The following is an 11572-nucleotide window of genomic DNA, read 5'->3' on the forward strand; positions in this document are numbered from 1 at the left end:
CGACGAAGGAGGAGACGCGCGTGTTCGACACCGTGCTCGTCGCCAACCGCGGTGAGATCGCCGTTCGCGTGCTGCGAACGCTGCGGCGTATGGGCATCCGGTCCGTCGCCGTCTACTCCGACGCCGACTCGTCCGCGCCGCACGTCGGGCTCGCCGACATCGCCGTTCGGATCGGGCCCGCGCCGGCAGCGCGGAGCTACCTCTCCATCCCCGCCGTGCTGGACGCCGCTGCCGCGACCGGGGCACAGGCGATCCACCCCGGCTACGGGTTCCTCTCGGAGAACACGGCGTTCGCCGCGGCCTGCGTCGACGCCGGGATCGTCTTCGTCGGGCCGCCCGCGTCGGCGATCGAGGCGATGGGCGACAAGATCGCGGCGAAGGCCACCGTGGCCAAGGCCGGCGTGCCGGTCGTCCCCGGGTCGGACGGGGCCGGGCTCACCGACGACGAGCTCGCGGCCGCCGTCGAGGAGATCGGCTACCCGGTTCTGCTCAAGCCGAGCGCCGGCGGTGGCGGCAAGGGCATGCGCGAGGTGCACCGGCCCGACGACCTGCGCGAGGCGATCGTGTCGGCGCGACGAGAAGCGCGGGGGTCGTTCGGCGACGACACGCTGCTCGTCGAGCGCCTGGTGGCGACGCCCCGGCACATCGAGATCCAGGTGCTCGCCGACGCGCACGGCGACGCGGTGCACCTCGGCGAGCGCGAGTGCAGCCTGCAGCGGCGGCACCAGAAGATCGTGGAGGAGGCGCCGTCGGCGCTGCTCACCGGCGAGCAGCGGGAGGCGATGGGCGCCGCCGCGGTCGAGGCGGCGCGCGCGGTGGGCTACACCGGCGCGGGCACGGTGGAGTTCATAGTCGGCTCGGACGACCCGGACCGCTTCTACTTCATGGAGATGAACACCCGGCTGCAGGTCGAGCACCCGGTCACCGAGGAGGTCTACGGCCTCGACCTCGTCGAGGCGCAGCTGCGCATCGCGGCCGGCGAGGCGCGGCCCTGGCCCGTGCGCATCCGGCCGGTCGGGCACGCGGTGGAAGCGCGGATCTACGCCGAGGACCCCGCCTCCGGGTTCCTGCCCACGGGCGGGCGGGTCCTCGCCCTGCGCGAGCCGTCCGGCGAGGGGATCCGCGTCGACTCCGGGATCGCGGCGGGCAGCGTGGTGGGCAGCGACTACGACCCGATGCTCGCCAAGGTGATCGCGCACGGCGACGACCGCGCCGAGGCGCTGCGCCGGCTCGACGCCGCGCTGCGCGACACCGTGCTGCTCGGGCTCGACACCAACATCGGGTTCCTGCGCGCCCTGCTCGCCGACCCGGACGTACGGGCAGGCCGCCTGGACACCGGTCTCGTCGGGCGCAGGATCGACGGCTGGTCGGCCGCCGACCTGCCCGCCGACGTGCTCGTCGCGGCCGCCGCGCACGCCTTGCTGGACCTCGAGCCGGTGGGGCCGGTGGCGGACCCGTTCGACGTGCCGGGCGGATGGCGGGTCGGCGAGCCGGCGTGGACGACGTGGCGGATGTCGGTCGCGGGACACGACCCGGTCGCGGTGCGCATCCGGGGGCGGGCCGCGGCGGCCGAGGTGGCGGTCGGCGACGGCGAGCCCGGGTCGTGCGCGGCGTGGCGGGACGCGGGTGCGCTGGTCGTGACGCTCGACGGGATCACCCGCCGGTACGCCTGCGCACTCGACCGCGAGACCCTGTGGCTCGGCCGGGACGGGCGGGCGTGGGGCATCCGCGAGCAGGCCCCGCTCGACGCGGCAGCGTCCGCCGAGGCCGGAGCGGGCGGGCCGGTGCTCTCGCCGATGCCCGGCACCGTCACCGCCGTCGAGGTCGCGGACGGGCAGCCGGTCGAGGCCGGCGCGCGGCTGGTCGTCGTGGAGGCGATGAAGATGGAGCACGTGCTCACCTCCCCCGTCGCCGGGGTGGTCCGCGAGCTGCGTGCCCGGCCGGGCGACACCGTCGCCAAGGACGTCGTACTGCTGGTCGTGGAACCGGAGGTGGACTGATGGACCTCGAGCTGAGCGAGGAGCACGAGGCGCTGCGCGCCACCGTCGAGGACTTCGCCCGCAAGGAGGTCGCCCCCGTCATCGGCGAGCTCTACGAACGCGGCGAGTTCCCGTACCAGCTGGTGGCGCGGATGGGCGCGATGGGCCTGTTCGGCCTGCCGATCGGCGAGGAGCACGGCGGGATGGGCGGCGACTACTTCGCGCTCTGCCTCGCCCTGGAGGAGCTCGCGCGCGTCGACTCGTCGGTGGCGATCACGCTCGAGGCGGGTGTCTCGCTCGGTGCCATGCCGCTCCACCGCTTCGGCACGGCCGAGCAGAAGCGGCGGTGGCTGCCGGAGCTCGCGGCGGGCACGAAGCTGGGCGCGTTCGGCCTCACCGAGCCCGGCGGCGGTTCCGACGCGGGCGCCACGCGCACCACCGCCCGGCTCGACGGCGACCAATGGGTGATCAACGGCTCCAAGGCGTTCATCACCAACGCCGGCACCGACATAACCTCTCTGGTCACCGTCACCGCGATCACCGGGGTCGGGGAGGACGGGCGCAAGGAGATCTCGGCGATCGTCGTGCCCGCCGACACGCCCGGGTTCCGGGCGTCGCAGAAGTACTCGAAGGTCGGCTGGTCCGCCTCCGACACCCGCGAGCTGTTCTTCGACGACTGCCGGGTGCCGGCGGAGAACCTCCTGGGCGGCCGCGGCCGCGGCTACGCCCAGTTCCTGTCGATCCTCGACGAGGGCCGGGTCGCGATCGCGGCGCTGTCGGTCGGGCTCGCCCAGGGCTGCGTCGACGAGTCCGTGCGCTACGCCCGCGAGCGCGAGGCGTTCGGCTCGCCGATCGGCAGCTACCAGGCCATCCAGTTCAAGATCGCCGACATGGAGGCCCGCGCCCACACGGCGCGCCTCGCCTACTACGCGGCCGCGGCGAAGATGCTGCGCGGCGAGCCCTTCAAGAAGGAGGCGGCGATCGCCAAGCTCGTGGCGTCGAACGCGGCGATGGACAACGCCCGCGACGCCACCCAGGTCTTCGGCGGCTACGGCTTCATGAACGAGTACCCGGTGGGCCGGTTCTACCGCGACGCCAAGATCCTCGAGATCGGCGAGGGCACGAGCGAGGTCCAGCGCATGCTGATCGCCCGGCATCTCGGCCTGTAGCAGACCCCCCGGGGTCGATCACAGGGCCGCCGGGAGCGAGGATGGTGGGGTGAACGCCCTGTTCGCCCGGATCGTCGTACTCGTGAGTGGTGCCGCGATCCTGGTCGTCGAGACGCTGGCGACGCGGCTGGTGGCGCCGTACGTGGGGCTGACGCTCGAGTCGACGTCGGCCGTGATCGGTGTGGCGCTGGCCGGGATCGCCGCGGGGGCGTCGCTCGGTGGGCGGTGGGCCGACGTGCTCCCGCCGCGCCGGGTGGCCGCGGGTGCGCTCGCGGTGGGCGGGCTCGGGGTGCTCGCGGTCCGGCCCATGGTCCGCGTGCTCGGCCCGGCGCTCGGCCCCGGCCCGCTGGCCGCGGTCGTGCTCGTGGCGGTGTCCACGCTGGTGTCGGTCACCGCGCTCGCGATGGTGACGCCCGCGGTCACCCGCGCCCGGATCGCGCAGGTCGAGGGCTCCGGCGCGGTGATCGGCGGGCTGTCGGCCGCGGGCACCGTCGGGTCGCTCGCCGGGGTGTTCCTCACCGGGTTCGTGCTCGTGGCGTTGCTGCCGGTGGCGATGATCCTGCTGGTCACGGCCGCCGCGTGCCTGCTGCTCGCCGTGCTCACGGCCGTCGTCCCCGCGCGCAGGGCGGTCGCGGGCACGGCGGTCGCGGCCGCCGTGCTGGCCACGGCCGTGGTGGCGGTGCCCGGCCGGTGCGACGTCGACACCGTCTACTACTGCGCGAGCGTCCGCGCCGACCCGGCCGACCCGGGCGTCCGCGTGCTGGTGCTCGACGATCTGGACCACTCCGCGGTGAACCTGGCCGATCCCGCGTACCTGCGGTTCGCCTACACCCGGCGCTTCGCCGACGCGATCGACACGGCGTTCGCCCCGGGCGTCCCCCTCGACGCCGTCCACATCGGCGGCGGCGGGTTCACGATGCCCCGCTGGCTCGGCGCCACCCGTCCCGGCTCGGCCTCCACCGTCCTGGAGGTGGACGAGGGTGTCGTCGAGCTCGGCCGCCGCGAGCTGGGCGTGGCCGCGCTCCCCGGCGTCGACGTCCGCATCGGGGACGCGCGCAACCTGCTCGCCGCGTTGCCGGACGCGTCGGCGGACGTCGTGGTCGGGGACGCGTTCGGCTCCCGCTCGGTGCCGTGGCACCTGGCCACCGCCGAGTTCGTCGCCGACGTCCACCGCGTGCTGCGCCACGACGGCGTCTACGTGCTCAACGTGATCGACCGCGATCCCTGGCGGCTGCTCGCGGCCGAGGTGGCCACGGTCGCCCACAAGTTCCCCTACGTCGCGCTGCTGGCGCGGCCCGAGCAGCTTGCTCCCGGCGGCGGGGGCAACGCGGTCGTCGTGGCCTCGGACCGCCCGATCGACGCCGCCACGCTGGCCGAGCGCGCCGCCGTGCGCGGCGAGCCGGCGTCGGTGCTCGACGCCGGCGCCGCCCTCCGGTTCGCGGGGGACGCCGCCGTGCTCACCGACGACCGGGCACCGGTCGACCAGCTGATCAGTTGACCTCGCTACTGTTCGCGCGAGGAGGTGGCGGGGTGGCTGAGTGGGACGACCTCGTGGCGTTCGTACGGGTGCGCTACGAGATCATGCGGCAGGCCGACGGCGAGCTGTGGTTCCGCTTGCCCACGAAGGGTGACCGCACGCAGCTGGTGGCGGTGCGGCTGGTCACCGGGGAGGACGACCACCCGTGGGCGCAGATCACGTCGCCGATCGGGCGCGTGGCCGACCTGGACCTCGCCCGGATGCTGGAGCTCGCGGGCGAGTGCGTGGCGGGCGGGGCGGTCGCCGTCGACGGCGTGGTGCTGTTCCGGCACTCGATCCCGTTCGGCGACACCGCGCTCGACGGCTTCGACCGCCCGTTCCGGCTGGTGGTCGAGACGGCCGACCGCCTGGAACACGCGCTGACGGGCGGCGACGAGCACTAGCGCGCGTTCCGCGGCGGCTCCCACGATGTGAGAAGCCGGCCGACTTCGCACACCCAGCACCGACTTCGCACAAGGCCCGCCCTATGCGAAGCCCATGCAGGATGTGCGAAGTGCCCCTGGTGCCCACCGCGGACTCGCTAGCCGGCCCGTCTCTGCGCGCCTTCGGCGAGCAGGCCGGGGCGGTCGGTCACGGACTGCAGCTCCGTCAGGGTCGGGTGTCCGGCGGCGAGCAGGGCCGTGTCGGTGTCCGGCTCGGGCTCCGCGGCCAGCTCGGCCTCGTGGGTGTGCAGCAGGCCGCCGTCCTCGTCGCTGACGTGGTCGACGCGCACCCGGACCGTGCCCCAGTGCGCGAGCCGCGCCTCGCGCAGCTCGCCGAGCTCGGCGACGGGCAGGTCCGGCACGTTGAGCGAGAGCACGGTGGCGTCCGGTGCGCCGAGCAGCACGTCGAGCACGTCGGGCAGGAGCTTCAGCGCGGACTCCCAGTGCGGCTGCTCGGGCTCGATGAGCGGGGTGCCGAGGGAGACGGCGAGGCCTCGCCACCCGTGCAGTCCCGCCGCGAGCGCGGCCCCGATCGTGCCGGAGTGCAGCACCGCGTGCCCGAGGTTGGCGCCGATGTTGATGCCGGAGAGCACCACGTCCGGCTCCGGGTCCAGCCAGCCCCGGCCCGCCGAGTGGACGATGAAGGCGGGGTGGCCCTCGACGGCGAACGCCGGGATGCCCGGCAGGTCTTGCAGCTCCCGGCGGTGCACCCGCACGCGCCGCCCGTCCCGGACGGCCAGCACCGAACCGCCCACCCCGCTCGCGTCGACGTGCGGGGCCGCGACCACCACATCGAACCCGGCGTCCCGTGCCCCGGTGGCCAATGCCCGCAGGCCGGGTGAGTCGATGCCGTCGTCGTTGGTGATCAGGGCGCGGAGACGTCGGGAGGAGGCCACTCATCCACCGTAGGCGAGGCAGGTGGCCGCCGGACGGCTGCGCGATGACGCTCACGCGCACGGTTCTCGTTCCCTGAATCCCGTTCTAGGATCCACGTCACACCCACTGGGAGGTGCTGATGACGGACGCCGTCGCGACATCCAGTCTCGCCGAGATCGTCGACGTGGACATCGACGACGTGCTCGACTACGTGCACGCCGACCTCAAGAAGCTCCCCGGCTACCTCGACCTGTACCGGCGCTACCTGCGGCAGCGCTGGGACGTCTACGAGCTCGACTTCGGCCGGGACGTCCAGGACTGGAACACCCGGATGTCGCAGGAGGAGCGCACCGCGTTCGTCGCCATCTCCTCCGGCTTCCACCACGGTGAGCGGCAGGTAGAGGTGGAGCTGCCGGTGTTCATGCTCGGCGGCAGCGAAGAGTCGAAGATCTACATGTCGAGCCAGATCGAGGACGAGGCCCGGCACACCATCTTCTTCGACCGCTTCTACCGAGAGGTCGTCGGGCTGCCCGGCGAGACGGTGCAGGAGGTGCTCGACGCGTCGTTCCCGCACGTCTCGGAGACGTTCGTGGGCCCGTTCGGCCTCCTCGCCTACCAGGCCGACGAGCTGCGCCGCGACCCGGAGGACCCCGCCGCGCGGGTGCGCTACGGCACCACGTACTTCCTGTGGATCGAAGGCGTGCTCGCGCTGTCGGTCATGAAGATCACGCTCACCTACTGCCGGGAGCGCGGCCTCCTGCCGGCCTACTACGCCGGGTTCACCGCCACCTGCCGGGACGAGGCCCGCCACGTCCAGGCCGGGATGCGGTTCCTGCGCGACGCGGTACGCGCCGACCCGCCGCTGCTGCGCGAGATCCACGAGACGCTGCGCACGATCCTCGCCATGAACGGCGCCGTCAGCCGGCGGCTGGCACTCGAGGCGCTCGGCTGGAGCCCGGAGGAGGTACGGCGGCTGATGATCAGGCAGCTGTCGATGAAGCTGTCGGACGTCGGCATCGACCTGCCACCCGACCTGCGGGAGCGGATCCAGCAGATCGAACCCGAGGTGGCGGGCGGATGACGGCGCTGTTCTCGCCGGAGTGGGCGGATGCGGCGCGCGAGGCCGTCGACCGCGGCCCGTCCGACGAGGTGCGCGCGGGCAAGCTGCCCTCGTACTGGGAGTGGATCGACGACGCGCGGGCCCGGCACGACGGGACGTGGGCGCTCGTGGCCCCCGACCTGCCCGGGTGCCTGCTGCTGGAGTGGGAACGGGGCAGGTGCACGCGGGCGGCGGCCGCCGGGGCGGACGCGGCGCACGCCGCCACGTACGTGCTCAGCGCCCCGCTCGCGGTCTGGCAGGAGCTCGTGGGCGGCGCGGACGCCGGGCGGCTGGTGATGTACCGGCGGATCCGGTTGGAACGCGGCGACGTGCTGGGGTTCTTCCGGATCGTCTACTTCGTGGTGGAGTCGCTCGCCGCGATCGGCCGGGTCCGGGCGGGGTAGGGCGAGGATCCACGCCGCCACGGCCCGCCGAAGAAGCAGATCGCCACGCCGAACAGCGCCATGCAGCCGGCCGTTCCGGCCATCCAGGCCTGCCAGCCGGCGGCGGCCACCACGTGCGGCGCGACCAGGAGCACCACCACGGCCATGCCCTTGACCAGGAACGAGAAGAGGCCCCACGCCGTGCCCTGGAGGCGCGGGTCGATGTCCTCCGCGTCCTCGGAGAAGTTCGCCATCCACGGCGAGTAGGCGGCGCCGAGCACGCCGCCGAGCACCATTCCGGTGACCATCAGGACCGGTAGCGAGACGGACGGGCGGCCCAGCAGGGACACGAAGAACACCAGGACCACGAGCCCCACGAGCGTGCCGCCGAGCGCGAACGGGCGGCGCAGCTGCAGCCGGTCCGACAGCCGCCCGGCCAGCACGAGGGCCGCGAGGTCGAGGATCCAGAACACCGTCATGACCGCCGACGCCTGGGCCGTGCTCATGTCGAACGTCTGCACCAGCATCGTCTGCCCGTAGAGGGTGAGCGTCAGGTAGAGCACGAGCCAGAACGCGATCCCGACGACGTGGGCCCACGTCGTGCGGTGCGCGAGCAGGGTGCGGGCGAGCGCGGGCCGCTCGGCGTCGACGACGGTGAGCGCTGTGCGCTCGGTCTGCACGATCTTGGCCCGCAGCCGCGGCGACAGCTCGGCGATGTTGGCCGCGATCACGATCGACAGCACGAGCGAGATGCACCCCATGATCACGAACTGGGACTGCCAGGCGTCGTCGAACAGCGGCAGCGTGAGCCCGGCGATCGCGGCGGCGAGGAAGTTGGCCCCCACCGGCCCCCAGGTCCAGAACCCGAACGCCTGGGCGCGGCCCATCCGCGGGGAGAAGTCGCGCACGAGCGGGGCGGTGCTGGCGATCGCGACCCCGTCGATGAACGACAGCACGACCCGGGCGACGAGCAGCTGGCCGGGCGAGGTGATCAGCGCCATCGCGAAGCAGCAGAGCCCGGTGAGCATCATGAGCGGGATCAGGAGCCGGACCCGCCCGACCTTGTCGGTGAGCCGCCCGCCGACGATCCCGGCCACCGCCCCGGCGAGCGCCGCGACCGCCGAGATCGCCCCGTACGTCGCGAGGGTCATGTCCAGGTCCTCGAGCAGCAGCGGGACCACGGGCGCGATCTGGGCCTCGTAGGAGCAGATCAGGCTTGCCAGCACGGCCATCGCCAGTATCCGTAGCCGCCGCCCGCCGGTCGGGTACTCGTCGAGCAGGCGCACGTACCGGGGGCTCATTCGCGACCTCCTCGTCGCAGCGTTCGGACCGAGCCAGGCTCTAGAACGAGATCCCAGAATCGGCGGCGGGAGCCGAGCGTGTCAAGGGGCGGCCTCCCCGTGCTGCATCTCACGCACCGGTTCCGCCGGTTCCGTGTGGCAGGCTGGGCCCGCAGGTTCGCAGACGATCGGAGCGGGTGGATGCGCGTCTTCAGCGGGGTCGACGAGCTGCGCGCGGCGGCGGGCTCCCAGCTCGGAGTGAGCGACTGGGTCACGGTCGACCAGTCGCAGATCGACACGTTCGCCGACGCGACCCTCGACCACCAGTGGATCCACGTCGACGAGGAGCGGGCCAAGGCGGGACCGTTCGGCGGCACCATCGCCCACGGCTTCCTCACGCTCTCGCTGCTGCCGCACCTCGTGAAGCAGGCCTACCGCGTCGAGGGCACGAAGATGGGCGTCAACTACGGGCTGAACCGGGTGCGGTTCACCTCGCCCGTGCCGGTCGGCAGCAAGGTGCGGGCCGCCGTCGAACTGGTCGAGGTCACCGACGTGTCGGGCGGAGTCCAGATGACCACGAAGGTGACGGTCGAGATCGAGGGGTCGGAGCGACCCGCGCTCGTCGCCGAGTGGCTGACCCGGCAGTACGTCTGACAACGCTGCACGTCTGACAACGCAGCAACTCTGAGGAGGGCTCGATGCGAGAAGCGGTGATCTGCGAACCGTTGCGGACGCCGGTGGGCGGGTTCGGCGGTGGGCTGCGGGACGTGCCGGCACACGAGCTCGCCGCCACGGTGATCCGCGCACTGGTGGAGCGCACCGCCCTGCCGCCGGACGCGGTCGACGACGTCGTGCTCGGCCACTGCTACCCCACGATGGACGCGCCGGCCATCGGCCGCGTCGCCGCGCTGGACGCCGGGCTGCCCGTGACCGTGAACGGTCTGCAGATCGACCGGCGCTGCGGCTCGGGCCTGCAGGCGGTGCTGTACGCGGCGATGCAGGTGCAGTCCGGGGTGTCGGAGCTGGTGCTCGCCGGCGGTGCCGAGTCGATGTCGAGCGCGCCGTTCTACTCCACCGGGATGCGCTGGGGAGTCAAGGGCGGGCCCGGGGTGATGCTGCACGACGCGCTCGCCCGCGGTCGCGTCACGGCGGGCGGGATCAACTTCCCGGTGCCCGGCGGGATGCTGGAGACGGCCGAGAACCTGCGCCGGGAGTACTCGATCCCGCGCGAGGAGCAGGACGAGTTCGCCGTGCGCTCGCACCGGCGTGCCGCTGCCGCCCGCGACGAGGGCCGCTTCGCCGACGAGATCGTCCCGGTCACCGTGAAGGGCCGGAAGGGCGACACGGTCGTCGACGCCGACGAGCACATCCGCCCCGACTCGACGGTCGAGAAGCTCGCCGGGCTGCGCCCCGTGCTTGGCCGCGACGACGCGGACGCCACGGTCACGGCGGGCAACGCCAGCGGCCAGAACGACGGCGCCGCCATCTGCGTCGTCACCAGCCCGGAGAAGGCCGCCGAGCTGGGGCTGCGGCCGCTGGCCAGGCTCGTCTCGTGGGGTCTCGGCGGCGTGCCGCCCGCCACGATGGGCATCGGGCCGGTGCCGGCCGTGGCGAAGGCCCTCGACACCGCGGGGCTGACGCTCGCCGACATGGACCTGATCGAGCTCAACGAGGCCTTCGCGGCGCAGGTGCTCGCCTGCACGCGCGAGTGGAAGCTCGTGCCGGAGGACTTCGAGCGGGTCAACGTCAACGGTTCCGGGATCTCGCTCGGCCACCCCGTCGGTGCCACCGGCGGCCGGATCCTCGCCACGCTCACGCGGGAGATGGAGCGGCGCGGTTCCCGCTACGGCCTCGAGACCATGTGCATCGGGGGCGGCCAGGGGCTCGCCGCGATCTTCGAACGGGTGGCGGCCTGAGCGTGATGTGAAACACCTCTCTCGCCGGGTACGACAGCTCTCGTAGGAGATCGTCGCGAGAGGGGTCGAGGAGATGGCGGGCGCGGTAACTGCGACGTTGAGCGGGCGGGATCGGGCCGTGCTACGCGCGGTCGCCGCGGGCCGTTGCCGTCTCGGCGGTGGTTGGCAGCCCGAGCTCCTCATCGACGGGCTCGCCTGCGCCGACTCGGCGGCCGGGGGTCGGCTGGTCGCGGCCGGACTGATCAACCCGCCGGACCCGGACCGGTCGCCCGGCCCGGCCCGGATCACATCGCTGGGGTGGCGCGCCCTCGCGGGCTAGTGGGGTGTCCACGATCCTTCACCGGGTCGGGGCACGGCCCGGTTGCCGTGTAGGGGCCGCGAGTGGGTGGGGTTGGCGCGGTTCTCGGGTGCCCTCGAGTTGGCCGGTCGGAGATGCACCGCGGCGGGCCCCGGGCCGCTGTCGTGGGTTCGCCTCGGGTGGTCGCGTGGGCCGGTGGCGCGTTGCGCGCTGCGGTACCGATCGGGGCCGAGCCCGGAACCACCGAGTCCGTGGGCGCTCTGCGAGATGCGCGTCGTGCCTCCCGGACCTGCGTAGGAGCGCTCTCGTTGGGTGCATGTCGACTGCGTGTGGTCATCCTGCGATCGAGGATCGGGACCACCGGACAGTGGCGTGGGCACTCGGCAGTGACGGTCTCGTCGAGGGAGGGCGGGCCCCCGTGTCGGGGACGGCCGTCCACGCGACCACGGGTTCGGTCGTTCCGCCCACCCGACCCGCTCGCCCAGGTGAGTGACAGCGGCCAGTCCAAACTCCCCGTAGGCGGCCATTTACCGCCCCGGTGACGGCCAGCGTTCTCCCCGCTGGCGGCCAGATATCTCCCCGGTGATCAACCACTGGACGCCGGCGGCGAGGG

The 11572-nt window shown here is 73.3% G+C and carries 11 protein-coding genes; 9 read left to right on the forward strand and 2 right to left on the reverse strand.

Annotation, left to right across the window (positions count from 1 at the left end; translation table 11 throughout):
- The first annotated feature begins 20 nt into the window (after window positions 1-20).
- Genes ACU436_RS26350 through ACU436_RS26365 form a run of 4 tightly spaced genes read left to right on the forward strand, consistent with a single transcriptional unit; the run spans window position 21 to window position 5068 of the window.
- Window positions 21-2000 carry an acetyl/propionyl/methylcrotonyl-CoA carboxylase subunit alpha gene (locus ACU436_RS26350; protein ID WP_459029619.1) on the forward strand — a complete coding sequence of 660 codons (1980 nt, stop codon included), beginning with the start codon at window positions 21-23 and terminating at the stop codon, window positions 1998-2000.
- Entirely contained in the window at window positions 2000-3148 is a 1149-nt protein-coding gene (locus tag ACU436_RS26355; RefSeq protein ID WP_459029620.1) for an acyl-CoA dehydrogenase family protein, read from the forward strand. Before ACU436_RS26350 ends, ACU436_RS26355 begins: the two co-directional genes overlap by 1 nt.
- A 49-nt stretch (window positions 3149-3197) precedes the next feature.
- Window positions 3198-4646, forward strand: coding sequence for a fused MFS/spermidine synthase (locus ACU436_RS26360; protein WP_459029621.1), 1449 nt, complete (start codon window positions 3198-3200; stop codon window positions 4644-4646).
- Window positions 4647-4678: 32 nt separating this feature from the next.
- On the forward strand, window positions 4679-5068 hold the full coding sequence (locus ACU436_RS26365; protein WP_459029622.1) for a hypothetical protein: 390 nt from the start codon (window positions 4679-4681) through the stop codon (window positions 5066-5068).
- A gap of 137 nt (window positions 5069-5205) precedes the next feature.
- On the opposite strand, the gene surE is transcribed toward ACU436_RS26365, so the two are convergent.
- On the reverse strand, window positions 5206-6003 hold the full coding sequence (gene surE, locus ACU436_RS26370) for a 5'/3'-nucleotidase SurE (protein ID WP_459029623.1): 798 nt from the start codon (window positions 6001-6003) through the stop codon (window positions 5206-5208).
- Between the two features lie 119 nt (window positions 6004-6122).
- On the opposite strand from surE, the gene ACU436_RS26375 reads away from it, so the two are divergent.
- Together ACU436_RS26375 and ACU436_RS26380 are read left to right on the forward strand one after the other, a co-directional pair.
- Window positions 6123-7064 (forward strand): ferritin family protein, encoded by a 942-nt coding sequence (locus tag ACU436_RS26375; protein ID WP_459029624.1) that lies wholly within the window; start codon window positions 6123-6125, stop codon window positions 7062-7064.
- A complete protein-coding gene (locus tag ACU436_RS26380) occupies window positions 7061-7486 on the forward strand; it encodes a hypothetical protein (RefSeq protein ID WP_459029625.1) in 426 nt (141 codons plus the stop codon). The genes ACU436_RS26375 and ACU436_RS26380 overlap by 4 nt, the downstream gene beginning before the upstream one ends.
- Here ACU436_RS26380 and ACU436_RS26385 read toward each other — a convergent pair.
- Window positions 7435-8766 (reverse strand): MFS transporter, encoded by a 1332-nt coding sequence (locus ACU436_RS26385; protein WP_459029626.1) that lies wholly within the window; start codon window positions 8764-8766, stop codon window positions 7435-7437. The two genes, ACU436_RS26380 and ACU436_RS26385, sit on opposite strands and share 52 nt — an antisense overlap.
- Window positions 8767-8946: 180 nt before the next feature.
- Between ACU436_RS26385 and ACU436_RS26390 the strand changes: the two genes are divergently transcribed.
- The 3 genes from ACU436_RS26390 to ACU436_RS26400 all read left to right on the forward strand — a co-directional run bounded on the left by ACU436_RS26390 (window position 8947) and on the right by ACU436_RS26400 (window position 10980).
- The gene (locus tag ACU436_RS26390) at window positions 8947-9399 is read left to right on the forward strand and encodes a MaoC family dehydratase (protein ID WP_459029627.1); all 453 of its coding nucleotides are present in this window, start codon (window positions 8947-8949) and stop codon (window positions 9397-9399) included.
- A 44-nt stretch (window positions 9400-9443) separates the two neighbouring features.
- Window positions 9444-10661: an acetyl-CoA C-acetyltransferase gene (locus ACU436_RS26395; protein WP_459029628.1), complete on the forward strand. Its 1218-nt coding sequence runs from the start codon at window positions 9444-9446 to the stop codon at window positions 10659-10661.
- A gap of 118 nt (window positions 10662-10779) precedes the next feature.
- Window positions 10780-10980 (forward strand): hypothetical protein, encoded by a 201-nt coding sequence (locus ACU436_RS26400; protein ID WP_459029629.1) that lies wholly within the window; start codon window positions 10780-10782, stop codon window positions 10978-10980.
- Window positions 10981-11572 lie beyond the last annotated feature (592 nt).

It is taken from the genome of Pseudonocardia wallangbongensis, from assembly GCF_054486945.1.

Bases quoted from the DNA above. Each gene is read 5' to 3' on its own strand.
- ACU436_RS26355 (WP_459029620.1), top strand. From the start codon at position 2,000: ATGGACCTCGAGCTGAGCGAGGAGCACGAGGCGCTGCGCGCCACCGTC.
- ACU436_RS26375 (WP_459029624.1), top strand. From the start codon at position 6,123: ATGACGGACGCCGTCGCGACATCCAGTCTCGCCGAGATCGTCGACGTG.
- ACU436_RS26380 (WP_459029625.1), top strand. From the start codon at position 7,061: ATGACGGCGCTGTTCTCGCCGGAGTGGGCGGATGCGGCGCGCGAGGCC.
- ACU436_RS26385 (WP_459029626.1), bottom strand. From the start codon at position 8,766: ATGAGCCCCCGGTACGTGCGCCTGCTCGACGAGTACCCGACCGGCGGG.
- ACU436_RS26390 (WP_459029627.1), top strand. From the start codon at position 8,947: ATGCGCGTCTTCAGCGGGGTCGACGAGCTGCGCGCGGCGGCGGGCTCC.
- ACU436_RS26395 (WP_459029628.1), top strand. From the start codon at position 9,444: ATGCGAGAAGCGGTGATCTGCGAACCGTTGCGGACGCCGGTGGGCGGG.